Consider the following 19,253-nt stretch of genomic DNA (forward strand, 5'->3'; position numbering starts at 1 on the left):
TTTCAAACACTACCATTATTCCATTTACCATGAACGAAATTAAGACCTTAGGCCAGTTTATTATTGAAAAACAAAAAGATTTCCCTTATGCAAAAGGTGAATTATCGAGATTATTAAGAGACCTTGCCATTGCTGCAAAAATTGTGAACCGCGAAATTAATAAAGCCGGGCTTGCTTCCATACTTGGCGATTCGGGTACGGTGAATGTGCAGGGTGAGAGCCAGAAAAAACTGGATGTTTATGCCAATGAACAATTTATAGCCGCGCTAAGAAGCGGGGGCGAATGTTGTATGATAGTATCTGAAGAAAATGACGAACACATTAATATCGATTCGGAAATTTCAAAAAACGCCAAATATGTTGTCGCTATAGATCCCCTGGATGGCTCTTCTAACATTGATGTGAATGTTGGTATTGGAACCATATTTTCAATTTACCGCAGGACTTCGGTTTCCGGGGCGGCAACGGTAGAAGATATTTTACAAAAAGGTACCAGCCAGGTGGCCGCCGGTTATATTATATACGGTTCATCTACCATGCTGGTATATACAACCGGAAAAGGGGTTAACGGGTTTACCCTCGACCCTTCTATCGGGGAGTTTTGCCTGTCGCATCCAAATTTAACAATCCCGGAAGCCGGGACCATTTATTCGATAAATGAAGGTAATTACATCCACTTTCCGCAGGGGGTTAAAAAGTACATCAAATACTGCCAGGAAGAGGATAAAAACACCAGCCGGCCATATACATCCCGCTATACGGGCTCGATGGTGGCCGACCTGCACCGCAATCTGATCAAAGGCGGTATATTCATTTATCCTTATACATCGGCATCTCCCAAAGGAAAATTGCGCTTGGTATACGAGTGTAACCCGATGGCATTCATTATGGAGCAGGCTGGCGGAAAAGCATCTGACGGAACAAACCGCATACTCGACCTGGATGTTTATGAATTACATCAGCGCTCTCCCATCTTTATCGGGTCGCGATTAATGGTTGAAAAGGCCGAGCAATTTATGCGGGTATTTCACAAGGAAGCACGTGAAGTACTCAATGGCTTCGCGCTTGATGTTTAAAAACTACAAATTGGGTTAAGGGGGCATCGGCCCCTACCTTGTTTTAATGCCGTAAATACTGCTATAAGTTATTTATATTGTGTAGCGCCGATGGTCATGGTCAACAAATTCCCACCTGCATGGGCCAAAGGCGTCAATAAGCATCCCGGCCTCGAGGCAGACACAACCGTGTACAGAATACGGAGGGATGTAATAACCATCGCCCTTGCGTATTGTTTTTTTTGTGCCATCTATGGTCATCTCAAATACGCCGCTCTCCACATAGCTAACCTGCGAATGCGCATGATTGTGTAACACTCCACAGCCGCCTTTTTCAAACTTTACCTTAACCAGCATAACTTTGTCGTCGTAACCAAACACCTGCCGTTGTACGCCATCCCCAACGGTTTTCCAATCGGTTGCTTCATTATATTGAAAGAGATTACTTTGTATCATGGTAAATATTTTAGCGGCAGATAGCTGTAAAAATCAATATTACACTCAAATCCTCTAAACTTCGCACATAAACGCCAATATTTCTACGCAAACGATTTAGTTAGGCACCAAAAATTAAAGAAACTGTTTATAGGTAATCATCCTGGTTTGTCAGGAGTAAAACGGCCGGGAGCATCCATTAAACGAATTTTAACCACACACCATGTGTGCTGTTATTTAAAGGCTCAAAAATACAGTTTGCAGGCCCGGCGATTGTACACTAACAACACTATTACCCTTATTGGTTTTTATGCTGATAACAGCGCGGCCATTAATAGCCTGCAATTTTGTCGATCCTTTTGAAGTACCCAGGTCGTCCAGCAACGTGCCATCGCCGGTTGACGAAAAACTGACCCAGTTAACTGCATCTAAACATAATACGCCCTGGCTATCCAATAACGTTGCCTGTACGGTAACCGAACCATTTCCTTCGGCAATTTTTTCCAGCTTCAGTTTAGCTGGCTTGCCCCATTTTTCGGTTTGATATATTGGTGATACGGCATCAGTAACGGTAACACGTCCCTTGCTGGCTTTTAGGACCAGCTCATTTCTGCCTTTTTTAAATTGAACCATCCACCTTAACCCGGCTGCGGGAAAATCCTGGCTGTTACGTTTTTTAATGCCATAACTTTTGCCATTTACAAATAGTTCGGCCTGGTTGCAGTTTGAATAGGCCTTAACCATTTTTAATTCACCAACATCACCCCACCTAACCGGCCAGTTATGCCCGTAGATATGCGCCATAGGTTTATCCGCCCAATAGGACTGAACCAGGTAATAAACCTCCTTTTTTGTCAAATCATTTTCAACCACGCCTTTTTGGTTCATATAAGGCAGCGGGTTATCAAACCTTATTGGTGTCGAGAAATCTTTAAAAGCCCAAAACGCCGATCCGCTTAGCCAGGGCATGGTTTCCTGTTCTTTCAAAGTCCAGTCGAAAAGGTTACAGGTGGCATTCTCGCTCCAGTCGCCGTTTTTTAAAAGCTCGGCAGATTTATTGAAGAGCGTAGTATCAATTGATCCGGCACTATTCCTGATATTTTCCAAAGCCTTGTCTGCAAGCTCGGAATTGCGGCCAGAGTGGCTGTCGCCGCCCCATTCTGCATGGAAAAAATGCTTAACATTCTTAAACTCATCTTCGCTATATTTCCTGTATTCTGTATATTTTCCCTTATACCAGCCGGCCCATATGGTGGGCGAGTAAATATCCGGAATGTACTTGCAAAAATCGCAGCGGCGAATGACGGTTTTGCGGGACGGGTCAAGCTTATGCGCCAAATCATTTTGTTCGCTCATGAATGCCCTTATTTTAGCCTTATCAAACTCCGGGAAGTCGCCGGGCCAATCATTTTCGTTGCCCAGGCCCCATAAAATTATCGAGGGGTGGTTGTAATGCTGATGGATCATGTTGGTTAGCATGCGGCGGGCCTGTTCTTTATATTTATCTCCGCCCAATCCGCCACGGCACCAGGGTTCTTCTTCCCATACCAATAAACCCAGGCTGTCGCATAAATTTAAAATAATCCGCGATTGCTGATAATGTCCAAGCCGAATAAAATTGGCACCCATTTCTTTTATCATCCGCATTTCCTGGTACATCATGCTATCGGTCATGGCAGCTGCCACTCCCGATTGATCCTCATGCCTATGCGTTCCGCGAAGTAACAGCCGTTTGCCATTTAAGTAAAACGGGCCATTATCGGCAAATAAGAAATCACGGAAACCTACCTTTTCCTTTCGCGTATAGCCACCAGCATCTATCGTGACCTCATACAAATAAGGATCATTGGGCGACCATAGATGCGGATTATTAACTTTGAGTTTGCCAACAGGAACAGCACCGGCATTATCAACATCAATGTTGTAAACGGTTTCTGCAACCGTTTTGCCGGATGCATCAGTTATTTTAATATTCCCGATTGCTTTTTTTACATGATCGGGATTGTAAAATGTAGCCTGAACATCAATAGTACCGGTTTTATATTGTTTATCTAATACTGCGCTTGCAAATAAGTTATCGATGCCGAGAGCGGGCTGATAAACCAAATCGAGATATCGGTAAATACCACCAAAAACATCAAAATCAGATAGCTGTGAGGGTATACTTTCCACATCGCGCGAGTTATCGCAACGTATTTCGATGGGTATAGTTCCTTTAAATTGTTTGCTGAAGGTATCGGTCTTTTTAAAATCGTCAACCGCTTGTGTAATATCAACAAACCACTCATCGTAACCACCTGCATGTGCCGCCACTTTGGTGGTGTAAACATACACATCGGTCTTTTGGCCTGCTCCTTCAAAAAACAACAGTGTGCGCCCGTTTTTATATGGATTGTTAATATTTAACCGCGTGCGGTACCAGCTGGGCCCCTGGTAATAATTTCCGATTGGATCAACGGCATCGCGGGCGTTAAAACAGTGTGGCAAAGTTACTTTTTGCCATAGGGGATAATTGTCCGGCCCATCTTTGGTCAGCGGTCGTACGGTTTCCCATATGCTGCCAAGGTCCTGCTTTAAAAATTCCCAATTATTATTCAGCCTTATTTTTTGCTGGGCGTTTGCAACCAGGTTTATCAATAAAATGCCAACAAACAGTATAGTTCTTTTCATCCTCATGTATTACTGAAAGCGCTACTATTTAAATTTTAATGATGCTCGTCTCCCCATGGTTTCGGGCGCGGATACATTTTAAAAACCTTTTTAAAATCAATCCCCGGGTATTTTTCCTCAGCAAGGCTGCAAATGGTTAAAGTCTCGCCGTAACTAATAGGTTCTATTTGTTTGTACGGCCAATCTTTTTGTTTCAATAAGTACGGCATTATCCATTCGATGCATTTTTTTATCCCCCTCCCCTGCTTTTCAGTATGCCATAAATTAATATCCACTCGGTCGGCAAGTGTAGCCAGCATGCTCCAGCCGGTCAGGTTCATGTTCGAATAATTCCATGACCGTGTACGCTCCAGTTCCAATGGCTGCCGGCCATCAGCTGCAAATTGGGTATCTATCCTGGCGATAGTGCGGGTTTGGAGAACTTCTTTTGCCAGTTTGTCGTTTCCGGTGAAAAGAGCAAAATCAACCACCTGAACATCGTAAAAAGTGCCGTGGTTATTGCGTGCCTGTCTTTCTTCATTCCCGTTTTTGCTTTTTTGCAGCCACTCCAAATACCCGGCAAACCACTGCTTTACCCCTGTTTGGAGGTCAGTTGTTATGCTTTTGCTACCCTGCATCATGGCAAGGGCATCCGGAATAATCGCCAGCGCGCGGCTTTCAATTATACCTATCCCACGGCCGTCATTAATGCCCGGAATATATTGGGCGTAGTTAAAATTGGGAGCCATTTTTGTGGCTGTATCAATAAACCAGGTACGCATTAATCCCGCTGCTTTTTGGGCATACTGCTCATCGCCCGTAAAATAGTAGGCAAACCCCAGTTTTTTAACAGCCCGGCATAAGTCATTTAGTTGCGAATCGTCATGCAGCAGGTATATCTCAGGGTTACGTTCGCCATCTTTACGGATGTAAGGTTTACCATCGGGCTTCGACGGATCGGCCCACCAGTAAGGGGCCTGGCTAACATAATCATGCGGGTTACCGCTTGGCGCCACCCTGGTTTTATGGAAAGTTACCGAATACGGGCCCGCCGCTAACTCTTTATCAGCATCTGCTAACAGCGATTTAATTTGGTTGCTGATAGCTGTATCGCCGGCCTGGTATTGTTTCTTAAAGACGGATAATTGCTGTTCGTTCTGTAGCAGGAATCCACTTGTTTTTTTGCTTTGTGCTGATGCATTAAAACCGGCGGCCATAAAAAAAACAATAAGGTATTGCTTGAGAGGCAGTTTCTTGGGCATATCGATAAATTAAGTTCTTCAGTTTATTGGCGAATGGGATTAAATCAAACATCCGCATAAAAACCATTCAAAAATTTAGTTGGGGAGTATTTATTTACGAAAACGTTGGAGATACGTTTTATAATAAGCTGTTTGCCTGAAATTTAGTTAGGAGGCCCTGGTTTTTCAAGAACGCGCTATCATGTTACGGACATTATATATGCACAGGTGGCGCATCCCTTTTGAAATTAAGAAAAAACAGGAGGCTCCTACGGAGCCAAAAACAAGCTATTTTTTCGCTATAAACACGTAACTCCGCTGGAGTTGGAAGAAAATCCAAAAACCGGGCTCCGTAGGTGCCTCCTGTTAAAAGCGATTTCGTAGGACGTGTGGCGCTGCTGGTTAAGCAAACCAGGCTTTGCTTAAATTATTAGTGTTACCGATAGGGTAACTATGCCGAGCGGGTAGATTTCTCAATATCGTCCCACATTTCGGGAGGGATCATTTCAAGTGCGCTGAACTGGCCGGCGCCCTGCAGCCACTCGCCGCCATCTATGGTAATTACCTCGCCATTGATATAACCCGAAAAATCAGACACCAGGAAAGCGGCCAGGTTGGCCAGCTCCTGGTGCTCACCAACTCGTTTAAGGGGCACCCTATTTTTAAAATCAAATTTTTGCGCCATGTCCCCTGGAAGCAATCGCTCCCAGGCCCCTTTGGTCGGAAACGGGCCGGGCGCTATGGCGTTTGTCCTGATGCCATGACGGCCCCACTCAACCGCTAAAGACCTGGTCATGGCCAGCACGCCGCCCTTGGCACAGGCCGAGGGTACCACGTAGGCCGAACCTGTAAAGGCATAAGTGGTAATAATATTCAGTATGTTACCTGGTATTTTTTCGCTGATCCAATATTTGCCCAAAGCCAGTGAACAATTGGCCGAGCCCTTTAACACAATATCGATTATGGCCGAGAACGCATTTGCCGACAAGCGTTCTGTTGGCGAAATAAAATTACCGGCCGCATTGTTCAATAATACATCTACCCTGCCAAAAGTTTCAATTGCCTGTTGCAGCATCTTTTCAACTTCATCATATTTTCGTACATCGCAGGCTATTGGTAGTACCTTGCCACCGGTTGCAGATTCCATTTCGGCAGCCGTTTGCTGCAGCACATCCAGTTTGCGGCTGGTGATAACCAGGTTGGCGCCCAGTTGCAAAAAGTAAGTGCCCATGGCCTTACCCAAACCGGTACCGCCACCGGTTACAATGACGGTTTTACCTTTCAGGGCATCGTCCCTTAACATGCCACCGGCAATTGCCGGACTGGGGCCTTTAGCATTATCGGGAGTTGAAGGATCTGTCATCATCAATTAATTTGTGGTTGTACTTTTTGCTTTTAAATTCTGGATCATCATTTGCAGGCCTTGCCTGGTTGCAGGCGCCCACCATTGCTCCAGCATCTTATTTAAAGTACGGGTTTGATCGGTCTTTAATTTACTAATCAACTGCTTACGCAAATTCAACTTACTTTCACTCCAGGTAACGGGGTTCAGTTTCATATAAGCAGTTATTTTCTTTATTGCAGCGTTCATTAAGCTATCCGGTGCACTAATTTCATCAATCAAACCCGCTTCCAGTGCTTCATCTACCTGGAGCAATTTGCCCTCCAGTAAATATTGATAGGCTTTGCGCCGACCGAGCCAGAATGAATACAAATTAAAAACACTATCCGGGACAATAATACCCACAGGAATTTCATTTAACCCGATGACAAATTTCCCGGCAGCCATCACCCGGTAATCGCAGCAAATGGCTAATATGCAACCACCGGCAGGGCTATGGCCACTTATGGCAGCAACCATTGGTTTCCTGAAAGCTGTTAGCGTATTTTGCAAAACTAAAAAGTCGATCCAAAATCCGCGGCTTTGTTCCTGGTCGTAATCATAAGCCTCTATCAGATCAACCCCTGATGAGAAAAAACCTTCTTTACCGGTTAAAATCACGCCGCCCACATTATCATCATTCTCGAGTTTGTGTATACAATCAGTCAGTTCTTTAACCATCTGATGATTGATAGGATTTGAACGTCCCCTGTCAAGTGTAATTACAACAAGTTTATCTTGTATGGTTGTTTGAAATGTGCTCATCGCGTTAATCAATTTACAAGGGTTGGGTTATCACTCACTTCGCTCAGATACATTTTATCTATCTGGGTTTTGTACTTTTCGGCTATCACCTTCCGTTTCATTTTCCCCGTTGGTGTAAGCTCACCGCTATCTATCGACCATTCATCCGGAAGCAAGGTTATTTTCTTTACCTGTTCAACATGGTTAAATTCGGGATTGTATGTATTGATAATTGATTGGTACAATTCAATCACCCTGGCATCTTTAATTAGTTCCTTGTTGGATGAAAACGAGATTTCGTGTTGCTTGCACCAGGGTTTTAAATGCGTATAAGAGGGTACAATCAGCGCCGAAACAAACTTCCTCTCCGAACCGCATACCATCATCTGTTCAATAAAATAATTTTCTTTCATCTTATTTTCGATGGGCAGCGGGGCCACGTATTTGCCGCCGGATGTTTTAAAGATCTCTTTTTTGCGATCAGTTATCTTCAGGAATGAATCTTTATCCAATTCGCCAATATCGCCGGTATGAAACCAGCCATCTTGTATCACTTCGGCCGTAAGCTCCGGATTTTTATAATATCCGGCCATTACGTTGGGCCCTTTGCAAAGGATTTCGCCGTCGGCTGCTATTTTAGCCTGCACGCCATTTAACAAAGGACCTACTGTACCAAATTTTCTACCGCTTTTTTCATAACGGTTAACGGCAATTACGGGCGAAGTTTCTGTAAGCCCATAACCTTCCAAAATAACGATGCCGGCTGCGGTGAAAATCCTCTCGAGCTTAATAGGACAGGCCGAACTACCAACCACTATTGATTTTATATTGCCCCCGATAGCGTTACGCCACTTGCTGAACACCAGTTTATCGGCTATGGCAAGTTTAATTTTGTACCCCAGGCTGCTGTTATTAATTTCATACGCTTCGGCCACTTTTACCGCCCAAAAAAAGATCTTCCTTTTAACACCGGTTAGTTTCTGGCCCTCGACCATAATTTTTTCAAACACTTTTTCGAGCAAACGCGGAACGGCTGTAAAAAGAGAGGGCTTTACCTCTTTCAAATTTGCGCCAATGGTATCCATATTCTCGGCGTAGTAAATAGAAAAACCATTAAAGAGATAAACATAGGTACACATCTTTTCGAAAATGTGGTTGAGAGGCAAAAAGCTCAAAACGCATTTTTCTTTCAATGGTATCTGGGCAAGCACATCACCGGAGGCTGCCGCATTGCTCATGATATTTTTATGGGTAAGCATTACTCCCTTGGGCCGGCCGGTAGTACCCGAAGTATAAATGATGGTAGCGATGTCATTTTCGGTAATCCCGTCGCTTATTTCTTTTATTTTTTGCAGCTGGCCTTCCTTTAAGGGCTTAAACAATACACTCCAATGCGTACAGCCATCTATATCATCGAAAGTAAAAATGGCTTTTAATGAGGGGATATTCAAACGTACCTCTTGCACTTTATCGCATAAATCTTTACTGCTTATGAATACGTATTTAACTTCGGCTTCATTTAAAATCTGCTCAATTTCTTTGGTACCTGTATTGGGGTATAGCGGCACCAGTATGGCACCTGTTTGCTGCACCGCCAGGTCGGTTATCACCCATTCTGGCCTGCCGTTGCTGATCAGCCCTATTTTATCGCGCCCTTCGGTAGTGCCATCACCGGCCGAAACGCCCAGTTCCAATAAAGCACCGGATAACTGGTAAATCATATCGTGCGCCTCTTTGGTGCTGTATGCCCTCCAGGCACCGTTCTCTTTTGCATTCAGGAAATTTGCCCTTGGCGCCTTGGCCTGGGTGTCCATGCAATCAAATAGTCTTGTCGCGTTTTCCATATTGCAACAATTATTTAAATAAAGGTTGCCCTTTACAGTAATTCAAATACACCCGCTGCGCCTTGCCCGGTGCCTACACACATGGTAACTATACCATATTTTTTTTCACGCCTTTTTAATTCATTAAAAAGCTGAACCGAAAGCTTGGCCCCTGTGCAGCCAAGCGGATGACCCAATGCTATAGCACCGCCATTTACATTAACGATGTCGGGATCAAGCTCCAGCCCTTTAATAATAGCTAATGACTGTGATGCAAATGCCTCATTCAATTCTATTAAATCAATATCCTGCTGTTTCATCCCGGCCATTTTTAATACTTTGGGTATAGCCACCAATGGCCCTATCCCCATAATACGTGGCGGTACACCTGCAACAGCATAATTAACCAGCCTTGCAATTGGCTTAAGATTATTCGCTTTTAAAAAACGTTCGCTCACCACCATTACAAAGGCTGCGCCATCGCTCGTTTGCGATGAGTTGCCGGCTGTTACCATCCCTTTTGCATCAAATACCGGTTTTAGCTTGGCCAATGCATCAATGGATGTATCGGCACGCGGCCCTTCATCAACATCTACCTTAAACTCCCTTTTCTTTTTCTTCCCGCTTTCGTCAATATAGGTTTCTACTATATTTACCGGGGCTATTTCATCTTTAAATTTGCCCGATTTGATGGCATTGATGGCTTTTTGATGGGAGTTGTAAGCAAACTGATCCTGCTCCTGGCGGCTAACATGATATTCTTTTGCCACGGCCTCGGCTGTAAGGCCCATACCCCAGTAATAATCAGGATGCGCCAGGGCAACGTCGGCATTTGGCACAATGCGCCAGCCCCCCATCGGGATCAGGCTCATGCTTTCTACACCACCTGCAATAATGCAATCGGCAATGCCGCTGTGTATTTTTGCCGAAGCTATCGCGATAGTTTCCAGGCCGGATGAACAGTAGCGATTTACCGTCATGCCGGGTACTTTATCGGTATCCAATGCCATTAACGAGATAAGCCTGGCTACATTTAAGCCCTGTTCGGCCTCGGGCGTAGCGTTGCCCACAATCACATCGTCAATCTGCTCCTTATCAACATTAGGCACCGATGCCATTAACTGCCTGATAACATCTGCGGCAAGCGTGTCCGGCCGGGTAAACCTAAATCCACCCCGGGTAGCTTTTCCAACAGCGCTGCGGCTGGCTGCCACTATGTATGCGTTCATTTTATCGAGATTTTATACTTATTAAAACTTAGTTCCTTAACACTTTTCCGCCTGTTAAAATAGATTGTATCCGCTCAAGCGTTTTCTTTTCGGCGCAAAGCGAAATAAAGGCTTCACGCTCCAGGCCAAGCAAATACTCTTCGCTTACTATCGAGGGTTGAGACAGATCACCTCCCGAAAGCACATAGGCCAGCTTCTGGGATATTTTTACGTCATGTTCGCTAATGTAGTTGCCGCTGTACATGGTATTGGCGCCCACATACCCAAGGCCAAGGGCCTGCTTGCCCAATACCCTGATATCGCTGCGCGGAATAGGCTGCACATATCCCTCGTTGGCCATTTGCAGGCATTGTTGTTTTGCTTCGGCAAGTAGCCTGTCGCGCGATACCACTACCACATCCCTACCCTTTTTAAGGTACCCAAACTCAAAAGCCTCATAGGCCGATGTGGATACTTTTGCCTGGCCAATGGTCAAAAACCTATCGCGGAAATTATTCAGCTCAACATCGCCTTCCTGTAACTCGTCTGAAAGCCGCAGGGCAAATTCTTTTGTTCCGCCGCCACCGGGTATCAAACCAACGCCAAACTCAACCAAACCCATATACAATTCGGCATGCGCTACTACTTTGTCGGCATGCAAACACATTTCGCAGCCACCACCCAAAGCCATCTGGTGGGGCGCTATCACAACCGGGATAGCCGAATAACGGATCCGCATCATCGTATTTTGAAAGGCCTTTACTACTGCGTTCAGCTCGTCAAACTCCTGTTCAACCGCCATCATAAATATCATACCTACATTTGCCCCGGCGCTAAAATTGGCTCCCTCGTTTGATATTACCAGGCCTTTATAGCTGGTTTCGGCAAGTGTAATGGCTTTGTTAATGCCTTCAATTACCTCGCCGCCTATGGTATTCATTTTAGTATGAAACTCCAGGTTTAGTATACCATCGCCAATATCGGTAATCGTAGTTCCGCTGTTTTTCCATACGGTATTTGTAGCGCGGATGGTATCCAGCAAAATAAGTCCTTCGGTTCCCGGAATGGTTTTATAGTCTTTAGCCGGAATATCGTAATACAAGCGTTTGCCGTTCTCAATTTTGTAGAAGCTTTTTGCACCAGCAGCCAGCATATCGTATACCCATCGAGCAGGTTTGTTGCCAGCTGCTTCCATGGCTTTCACGGTATCTTCGACACCCAGCGCGTCCCATTTTTCAAAAGGGCCCATTTCCCGGCCAAAGCCGGCCTTTGTGGCTGCATCTATTTTATAAAGCTCGTCGGCTATTTCGGGAATACGATTACTGGCGTAAGCAAATAACTCATAAAACGTTGCCCGGTAAAAATCACCGGCTTTATCTTTTGCAGCTATTAATATTTTGAGGCGGGCCGGAAGACTGTCAACCGCCTTAGTAGTTTCCAGCGAGGCGAATTTCACTTTCTGAGAAGGCTTATATTCCAGCGTTTTTAAATCGAGCGCGTAAAACTGGTTTACGCCATCAACTTTTTCCTTTTTATAAAAACCCTGGCCTGTTTTACTGCCCAGCCAGTTATTTTTTACCATGCCATCTACAAATGATGGCACTTTAAATAATTCGCGTGCTTCATCATCTGGTGCGTTTTGATAAAGGCCGTTGGCAACGTGTACCATGGTATCTAAGCCCACCACATCATTGGTGCGGAACGTTGCTGATTTTGGATGACCGATTACCGGCCCGGTTAGCTTATCAACCTCTTCAACCGTCATGCCGGTTTTCTCTACGTATTGCAACACACTCATGATGCTGAACACCCCTATGCGGTTGCCTATAAATGCAGGGGTATCTTTAGCCAAAACGGTGGTTTTGCCAAGGTACTTGCCGCCATAATCCATCAAAAAGTCAACCACGCTACCCAATGTTTCTTTTATGGGGATGATCTCCAATAATTTTAAATACCGGGGCGGGTTAAAAAAATGGCTGCCGCAAAAATGTTTTTTGAAATCATCGCTCCTGCCTTCGGCCATTAAATGTATGGGGATGCCGGATGTGTTTGAGGTAATAAGCGTGCCGGATTTCCTGTATTTTTCTACCGTTTCAAATACCTCACGTTTAATATCAAGGCGTTCAACCACTACTTCAATAATCCAATCGCAATCGGCAATTTTGGGCATATCGTCGGTAAAATTCCCGGTAGTGATGCGTTTGGCAAATGATTTAAGGTAAATGGGTGATGGATTGGATTTTAACGCAAAATCCAGCGCATCATTAACAATTTTATTCCGGGCTTTTTTATCGTCCGGCGGGGCATCCTTGGGTACAATATCAAGCAACAGCACCTGTACGCCGATATTTGCGAAATGGCAGGCTATACGGCTGCCCATCACTCCCGACCCCAGTACTGCAACTTTTTTTATGATTCGTTTAGCATCCATCAGTAAAGCTTGTTTATTAAATTTTTAATTTATTCGGCCCGCGACCAGGTAGTTGTACGCCCAAACAGCGAAATGCCGATATAGCCGCGGATATCTAAGGTTTTACCTTTATAGGTTATTTTGCAGGAGTAAGTTTTACCGTTTAGCGGATCGTAAATGGTACCGCCTGTATACTTGTCGTCACCATCTTTTTCAAAATCGGCCAATACAGGTAAGCCCAACCGGGGCCTTGTGCGCAATTTTTCGTCAACATTCATTTCGTCAACTTTTGGTTTACCGTTTTTAAGCGGTTCTTTAAGCCATACCACCTTACCATAAAACTTACCGTTACTTTCTTTGGTGATCTGGATTTTAGCGCTTTTTACATCGTTATACCACATGCCCTCAATTCTGTCTGCCTGTGCTTTTACGCATACGCTTACCGATAGCAGAGTTAGCAGGATTAGTGCAAAACGGATAGGTTGTTTTTTTGATACAGACATTGCTTCAGGTATTATTTTTACAAAAAAACCATCTCTTTTTTTGCGGCATATCCATGCTTTTAAGATTTACAAAATAGCAATCCCGGCATAAGAAGCCGTCTCTTCAAAAAGAAACAGGTAGAATTATAAAATGATTAAAATAATTTAGCCCCGCTAATTAACGGGATGGTTTATAATAACAAATATCAGCTTATGCGGCGCTTAACAAAGGTCTAAACGACGGAAACATTTGTCAATATTTCGGAAATTAAAGTTAGCCTCTTTTGTTTGATAATTGCGCTATTAAATAATATTAAGTCGGAAGTTCTTAGTCCTACGCCTGAATTGTCATTTTTGAGTTAGAGGTCGTCTAAATTTGATTTAGATTATTTATGTATCACTTAAAAATCATTGCCGTTGACTTTAGTCAACGGAATAATGGCTGAAAGGCGAGTGGCTTTAGCCAAAGTCCGCTTGAATAATTTGGCTAAAGCCAGCAATTATAATTTTTTTACCGTTGACTGAAGTCAACGGCAATGAATAATTTCCGTTTTTAGACAGATTCTTAGAGGTCGTCTAAATTTGGTTTACCAATGTTTTTTATACTTCTAATAAAAGGAGCATGACGTATATCGCATGGCGGCTACGACTCACCCGGTCGAGGCTACGCCCGACCACCCTCTCTCCGGCTGCGCCGCAAAGAGGGTTTTGGAAATTTACATTTAATAAATACTTGATTATTAAATAATTAAACACAAAAACCCTCTTTCCACCGCAGGTGAAGAGAGGGTGGTCGGGCGTAGCCTCGACCGGGTGAGTCGTAGCCAGCGTTTAAGCGAATGTTTCAATGCATGATGGATGGTACGAAGCAATAACAGTCTGTTTTTATATTCAGATAGCATCTTAGAACCTAAAACTTCCGACTCAAGACTATCCGCCTTTCAGGGTTGTTATTAAATTAATATATAGCTGCATCGCAACATTGGTGGCCATACCCTCCAGTTTTAGCCAGGCATCATATTTTGCTTTAGCCACAAAATCAAACATACCCGGAGTTTTTTGGGTATCAATATCGCCTTCGGTTGCCTGTTTGTATAGGCTGTATAAGCTTAGCAATGTTTCGTTATCCGGTTTTGATGGCAGTTGTTTGCTTTCGGCAACCGCTTTTTCAAAGGCGTCTTTTAAATCAGTCATGGTAAAATTATTGGTTGCTGGCGGTATTACGTTCTTCCACATAATCACTACTCCGGGGTGCATTCATAAACATTTGGCTTAGTTCTGCGGGTAATATGGCAAGCCTGCGTTTTTCCATATCTATCCAGGCGCCTTCGGCATTTACTATAGCGGCTTTAACGCCATCGCCCCGGTACAACTCGTGCCTTATCGCCCAGCGGGAGCCGTCGGGCCGCGAGCTTACAAGTTCGCAGCTTACCCTGATCAGGTCGTTAATTCCAATCTCGCGCAAGTAAATCAATTCTTCCCTGAACAATACTGGCCCTATTTTATATTCGTAAAGTTTGGGGAGTTTTAAACCCAGGTTTTCCAGCATGGTTATACGTGCCTGCGCTGCAAAATCGGCATAAGCGGAATGCCGCATGTGCTGGTTTGAATCTATTTGCGACCATAACACCTGGCCTTCATAAAAAAATTCCATAACCTTATTGTTTTATTTGTGCTGTTGCTTAAACTTCCTGACGGCTGCTGTCAGCCTTGGTAAAATCTCCATTGCATCCCCCACAACACCGTAATTGGCAGCTTTAAAAAAAGGAGCCTCGGGATCTTTGTTAATCACTACAATGGTTTTTGAACCGTTAACGCCCGCCAGGTGTTGTATGGCACCCGATATACCCACTGCTATATAAAGATTAGGGCGTACCGTACCGCCTGTTTGGCCAACATGCTCGTGATGTGGCCGCCAGTGCGAATCGGCCACCGGGCGCGAGCAGGCTGTGGCAGCGCCTAGTTCTTTGGCCAGTTCTTCCAATATGCCCCAGTTTTCGGGGCCTTTCATGCCGCGCCCGCCGGAGACAACCAGTTCGGCATCAGCAAGCGCCACCTCGCCGGTCACTTTATTTACAGCTTTCACTTTTACGCCAAAATCTTCTTCGCCAAAGCTTACATCCAATTGCTCTATAACTGCTTTTCCTTCAATTTTAACCGCCGGAAAAGTATTCGGCATCAGCATAATTACTTTTACATCGCTTAAAATATTCACATAGGCGAAAGCCTTGCCCGAGAATACGGCTTTTTTAATCACAAATCCTTTTTCGGTATCCGGGTACGACAATGCACCCGCCACCAGACCGGCCCCTAATTTCACGGCCACCCGTGGGGCAACCATCCTGCCGCCGATATCATGAAGCGTTACAATTATTTTACTCTCTTCCTTTTGCGCTGCGGCTATCAATGCACCGGCATAAGCCCGCGCATGTAGTTCGTCTAAACGGCTATCAGCAATATGTAATACTTTTTGAGCGCCATATTCGCCAAGGCTCTCCATCTCGACAGCAGCAACGGTGCCTAAAACAAGGGCAGTTACCGTGGTTCCCGTTTGCTTAGCTATTTGCGCGGCATAGTGTAGCGCCTCGAAATTTTTCTTTTTAATCGTTCCCCCGGTATGTTCTATCAATACAATTACAGACATTTTTTTAAGTTTTTTGGTTTGAGAAATGCCCGGTACAGGTAACCGGACAATGAAATTCAGCTATCAGATTACTTTGGCCTCGGTATGCAGCAATGCTACCAATTCGTCCATATTATTGGGGCTTACTAGTTTAATCCCGGCTTTGGCCGGTGGTAATTCATAAGCTAATATTTGGGTGAGCGGCGCTATTTTTGTAGGCACAACAACCTTTAACGGGCGTGTACGCGCAGCCATTATACCACGCATATTGGGTATGCGCGCCTCGGCAACACCTTTTTGGCAGGATATTACCACGGGTAAGTTACAGGCGTCAGTTTCCTCGCCGCCTTCTATTTCACGGGTTACCACTGCCGTATTACCTTCCACTTGTATACCCGTTGCAAAACCAATGTAATTGATATCCAGCAATCCGGCCAGCATGGCGCCTGTAGTACCATTATTGTAATCGATAGATTCTTTGCCGCATAAAATAAGATCATAACCGCCCCCGGCAGCATACCCCGCTATATAACCGGCGGTTTCATAAGGATCATTGCTATCGGCATCAATGCGGACGGCTTCATCACCACCCAATGCCAGCGCTTTCCTGATCACCGGCTCCGCATCAGCTTTACCTACGGTGATGAGGTGAACCTGGGTAGCTATACCGGTTTCTTTTAATTCAATTGCCCGGATGAGGGCATACCATTCGTCGTACGGGTTAATTACATAGGTAACACCATCGCTGCTGATGGCGGTATTATTGTTTTTTAATACAATTTTAGTACTGGTATCCGGTACCTGGCTTATACAAACTAATACTTTCATTATTAGATTTTTATTTTTTAGGTTGATGTTATTGAAACGACGGGCGGGTTGTTATTGAGGCACTTTCGTATTAGACGAACATTCGGTTGAACGCTGGTTACGACTCACCCGGCGAGGCTACGCCCGCCACCCTCTCTTCGGCTTCGCCGGAAAGAGGGGCTTGAAAATTTATTATTTTAATTCTTATTTAATATATTGATATTCAGCGTTCAAGCCCCTCTTTACACCGCAGGTGAAGAGAGGGTGGCCAGCGCAGCGTAGCCGGGTGAGTATTCGCCGCCATGCGATAGGCGTTATTGTCACCACCAGAATTTCGCTATCCCAGACTTACGAAGTTTTTAAAACTTCGTAAGTCTTCTCGCCGGCTTAAAAACAATATTTATTTTCGGCTATCAGTTTTGCGGCAACATTCCTGCGTGCCTGGGTGGTATTAAAATCTTCAGTTTTGGTGAAGCGTTTAAGCCCCATCAGCATCATTCTTCTTTCATCGCCTTCGGCAAAAGAGTTTAATGCCTCCCTGCCGGCTTTTGCCAAATGTTCTGCAGCATCATTAATATATACGCGCATGATATCCAGCTGTTCTTTGCAAGCTTCTTCTCCCCTTAAACCTACCAGCTTTTCTACCCGCAATTGCAAAGATTCGCTCACATAAAGTTCTATCAGCATGTCGGCCAGGTTCATCAGTACTTCCTGCTCTTTACCCAGTTGTGTCATCAGCTTTTGCACTGCTGCACCGGCGACCATCAGTATGGCCTTTTTAAAATTGGCTATGTATTTCTTTTCCTTAGTGAACAGGCCATCCTCTTCGGCTGCACTAAAATCGGGGATACTTACCAGTTCGCCTGCTACTTTTTGGGCGGGGCCCATCAGGTCAAGCTCGCCTTTCATTGCGCGTTTGAGCATCATATCAACCGTTAACAAGCGGTTAATTTCGTTAGTTCCCTCAAAGATCCGGTTGATCCTTGAATCACGATATGATCTATCCATCGGCGCCTCGGCGCTATATCCCATCCCGCCGTAAATCTGTACGCCTTCGTCGGTTACATAATCCAAAACTTCGGATGCGTGAACTTTAAGGATTGCCGCTTCTATAGCATATTGCTCAGTACCTTTTAATTTGGCTTTGGTTTCATCAAGCCCGGATGCCATTAACATTTCGGTAGCTTCCTCCATATTCTGACAGGCCCTGTAAACGGCCGATTCTGAAGCATAAGTGCGGATAGCCTGTTGGGCCAGTTTGTATCTTATGGCCCCGTACTTTGAAATCTGGCGGCCAAACTGTTCGCGTTCATTGGCGTAACGCACGGATGCGGTAATTACATCCTTGCTTGCTCCCACCGTTCCGCCTCCTAATTTAATACGGCCAAGGTTTAATATATTAACCGCTATCTTGAACCCATTCTGGCGTTCGGAAAGCAGGTTTTCTACCGGTACCTTGCAATCGTTAAAAAACACCTGGCGGGTCGAGCTCCCTTTGATACCCATTTTGTGCTCTTCGGTATTCAGCGAAAGACCTTCAAAATCTTTTTCGACAATAAAGGCGCTCAGGTTTTCATCATCATCTATTTTGGCAAAAACAGTAAATACATCGGCGAAGCCCGCATTGGTGATCCACATTTTTTGACCTGTGATGAGGTAATGTTTACCATCGGCAGACAGTCTTGCCCTTGTTTTACCCGAATTGGCATCAGAACCTGCGGCAGGTTCGGTTAGGCAATAAGCGCCTTTCCACTCTCCGCTTGCCAGTTTGGGAACATACTTTTGTTTTTGCGCTTCGGTGCCATAATACAATATAGGCATAGTACCTATACCTGTATGTGCCGAAAACGCTACGGAAAACGAATGCCCGGCCCCCAGTTTTTCGGTAACCAGCATAGATGTTTTAAAATCTTTACCAAAGCCGCCGTATTCTTCGGGTACCGATATGCCTAATAACCCAAGTGCGCCGGCCTCGTCCATTAAATGACGCATCAGGCCTTCCTCCTGCTCGTCAATACGCTGCAGGTTGGGCGTTACCTGCTGGGCAAGAAAATTGGTACATGTTTCGGCAATCATTAACTGCTCTTCATTCCATTCTTCGGGAATAAAAATGCTGTCGGCAGCAGTTTCCCTGATCAGAAACTCCCCTCCTTTTATGGCTTTCATTGGTTCAGTGGCATTCATAAATAAGTATTTAATGGTTGTGTTTTGTCGCCTTTTAAAATTTAACCGATTATGTTAATCACCTATATTGTATAAGTAAATATCAGCATGTAACAAGCGCCCCGGTTTAAAGGGCAGCAATTGGTTTTATAATCAGGAGTAAAATTAGCAGCGATGATAAACTAAAGAAAGGGCTGCAATGCGGAGATATTAGTCAAAAAGTCGGATTGGG

At 44.7% G+C, this 19,253-nt stretch carries 15 protein-coding genes; 1 reads left to right on the forward strand and 14 read right to left on the reverse strand.

The genetic code is table 11. From position 1 onward, the window contains the following. Positions 1–29 precede the first annotated feature (29 nt). Positions 30–1,076 (forward strand): class 1 fructose-bisphosphatase, encoded by a 1,047-nt coding sequence (fbp, locus tag AC1DXF_RS25070; RefSeq protein WP_477451441.1) that lies wholly within the window; start codon positions 30–32, stop codon positions 1,074–1,076. A gap of 72 nt (positions 1,077–1,148) precedes the next feature. Here the strand turns inward: fbp and AC1DXF_RS25075 are convergent, their stop codons facing one another. The 14 genes from AC1DXF_RS25075 to AC1DXF_RS25140 form a co-directional block, all read right to left on the reverse strand. Further along, positions 1,149–1,511, reverse strand: coding sequence for a cupin domain-containing protein (locus AC1DXF_RS25075; protein ID WP_477451442.1), 363 nt, complete (start codon positions 1,509–1,511; stop codon positions 1,149–1,151). A 216-nt stretch (positions 1,512–1,727) separates the two neighbouring features. After that, positions 1,728–4,160: a glycoside hydrolase family 2 TIM barrel-domain containing protein gene (locus tag AC1DXF_RS25080; RefSeq protein WP_477451443.1), complete on the reverse strand. Its 2,433-nt coding sequence runs from the start codon at positions 4,158–4,160 to the stop codon at positions 1,728–1,730. A 35-nt stretch (positions 4,161–4,195) separates the two neighbouring features. Continuing rightward, positions 4,196–5,401 carry an alginate lyase family protein gene (locus AC1DXF_RS25085; RefSeq protein ID WP_477451444.1) on the reverse strand — a complete coding sequence of 402 codons (1,206 nt, stop codon included), beginning with the start codon at positions 5,399–5,401 and terminating at the stop codon, positions 4,196–4,198. Between the two features lie 430 nt (positions 5,402–5,831). After that, on the reverse strand, positions 5,832–6,743 hold the full coding sequence (locus AC1DXF_RS25090; protein WP_477451482.1) for an SDR family oxidoreductase: 912 nt from the start codon (positions 6,741–6,743) through the stop codon (positions 5,832–5,834). Positions 6,744–6,749: 6 nt separating this feature from the next. Next, positions 6,750–7,526, reverse strand: a complete 777-nt coding sequence (locus AC1DXF_RS25095) for an enoyl-CoA hydratase/isomerase family protein (protein ID WP_477451445.1) — start codon at positions 7,524–7,526, stop codon at positions 6,750–6,752. 8 nt (positions 7,527–7,534) lie between these two features. Further along, positions 7,535–9,349: an AMP-dependent synthetase/ligase gene (locus tag AC1DXF_RS25100; RefSeq protein ID WP_477451446.1), complete on the reverse strand. Its 1,815-nt coding sequence runs from the start codon at positions 9,347–9,349 to the stop codon at positions 7,535–7,537. A gap of 32 nt (positions 9,350–9,381) precedes the next feature. Further along, positions 9,382–10,557, reverse strand: coding sequence for an acetyl-CoA C-acyltransferase (locus AC1DXF_RS25105; protein WP_477451447.1), 1,176 nt, complete (start codon positions 10,555–10,557; stop codon positions 9,382–9,384). Positions 10,558–10,585: 28 nt separating this feature from the next. Beyond that, the gene (locus tag AC1DXF_RS25110) at positions 10,586–12,967 is read right to left on the reverse strand and encodes a 3-hydroxyacyl-CoA dehydrogenase/enoyl-CoA hydratase family protein (protein ID WP_477451448.1); all 2,382 of its coding nucleotides are present in this window, start codon (positions 12,965–12,967) and stop codon (positions 10,586–10,588) included. A 29-nt stretch (positions 12,968–12,996) separates the two neighbouring features. Beyond that, positions 12,997–13,449 carry a DUF2147 domain-containing protein gene (locus tag AC1DXF_RS25115; protein ID WP_477364013.1) on the reverse strand — a complete coding sequence of 151 codons (453 nt, stop codon included), beginning with the start codon at positions 13,447–13,449 and terminating at the stop codon, positions 12,997–12,999. Between the two features lie 909 nt (positions 13,450–14,358). Then, complete coding sequence (locus AC1DXF_RS25120) at positions 14,359–14,622, reverse strand: acyl-CoA-binding protein (RefSeq protein WP_477451449.1); 264 nt, start codon at positions 14,620–14,622, stop codon at positions 14,359–14,361. 7 nt (positions 14,623–14,629) lie between these two features. Then, on the reverse strand, positions 14,630–15,082 hold the full coding sequence (locus tag AC1DXF_RS25125) for an acyl-CoA thioesterase (RefSeq protein WP_477451450.1): 453 nt from the start codon (positions 15,080–15,082) through the stop codon (positions 14,630–14,632). 12 nt (positions 15,083–15,094) lie between these two features. After that, a complete protein-coding gene (locus AC1DXF_RS25130) occupies positions 15,095–16,072 on the reverse strand; it encodes an electron transfer flavoprotein subunit alpha/FixB family protein (protein ID WP_477451451.1) in 978 nt (325 codons plus the stop codon). 63 nt (positions 16,073–16,135) lie between these two features. Next, complete coding sequence (locus AC1DXF_RS25135; RefSeq protein WP_477451452.1) at positions 16,136–16,879, reverse strand: electron transfer flavoprotein subunit beta/FixA family protein; 744 nt, start codon at positions 16,877–16,879, stop codon at positions 16,136–16,138. Positions 16,880–17,245: 366 nt separating this feature from the next. Beyond that, positions 17,246–19,042 carry an acyl-CoA dehydrogenase family protein gene (locus AC1DXF_RS25140; RefSeq protein WP_477451453.1) on the reverse strand — a complete coding sequence of 599 codons (1,797 nt, stop codon included), beginning with the start codon at positions 19,040–19,042 and terminating at the stop codon, positions 17,246–17,248. Positions 19,043–19,253 lie beyond the last annotated feature (211 nt).

It is taken from the genome of Mucilaginibacter sp. P2_A5 (assembly GCF_056404995.1).

Coding starts and splice junctions, on each gene's coding strand:
- AC1DXF_RS25080 (WP_477451443.1), bottom strand. CDS start 4,160: ATGAAAAGAACTATACTGTTTGTTGGCATTTTATTGATAAACCTGGTT.
- AC1DXF_RS25075 (WP_477451442.1), bottom strand. CDS start 1,511: ATGATACAAAGTAATCTCTTTCAATATAATGAAGCAACCGATTGGAAA.
- AC1DXF_RS25110 (WP_477451448.1), bottom strand. CDS start 12,967: ATGGATGCTAAACGAATCATAAAAAAAGTTGCAGTACTGGGGTCGGGA.
- AC1DXF_RS25140 (WP_477451453.1), bottom strand. CDS start 19,042: ATGAATGCCACTGAACCAATGAAAGCCATAAAAGGAGGGGAGTTTCTG.
- AC1DXF_RS25085 (WP_477451444.1), bottom strand. CDS start 5,401: ATGCCCAAGAAACTGCCTCTCAAGCAATACCTTATTGTTTTTTTTATG.
- AC1DXF_RS25125 (WP_477451450.1), bottom strand. CDS start 15,082: ATGGAATTTTTTTATGAAGGCCAGGTGTTATGGTCGCAAATAGATTCA.
- AC1DXF_RS25090 (WP_477451482.1), bottom strand. CDS start 6,743: ATGACAGATCCTTCAACTCCCGATAATGCTAAAGGCCCCAGTCCGGCA.
- AC1DXF_RS25115 (WP_477364013.1), bottom strand. CDS start 13,449: ATGTCTGTATCAAAAAAACAACCTATCCGTTTTGCACTAATCCTGCTA.
- fbp (WP_477451441.1), top strand. CDS start 30: ATGAACGAAATTAAGACCTTAGGCCAGTTTATTATTGAAAAACAAAAA.
- AC1DXF_RS25120 (WP_477451449.1), bottom strand. CDS start 14,622: ATGACTGATTTAAAAGACGCCTTTGAAAAAGCGGTTGCCGAAAGCAAA.
- AC1DXF_RS25100 (WP_477451446.1), bottom strand. CDS start 9,349: ATGGAAAACGCGACAAGACTATTTGATTGCATGGACACCCAGGCCAAG.
- AC1DXF_RS25095 (WP_477451445.1), bottom strand. CDS start 7,526: ATGAGCACATTTCAAACAACCATACAAGATAAACTTGTTGTAATTACA.
- AC1DXF_RS25130 (WP_477451451.1), bottom strand. CDS start 16,072: ATGTCTGTAATTGTATTGATAGAACATACCGGGGGAACGATTAAAAAG.
- AC1DXF_RS25105 (WP_477451447.1), bottom strand. CDS start 10,557: ATGAACGCATACATAGTGGCAGCCAGCCGCAGCGCTGTTGGAAAAGCT.
- AC1DXF_RS25135 (WP_477451452.1), bottom strand. CDS start 16,879: ATGAAAGTATTAGTTTGTATAAGCCAGGTACCGGATACCAGTACTAAA.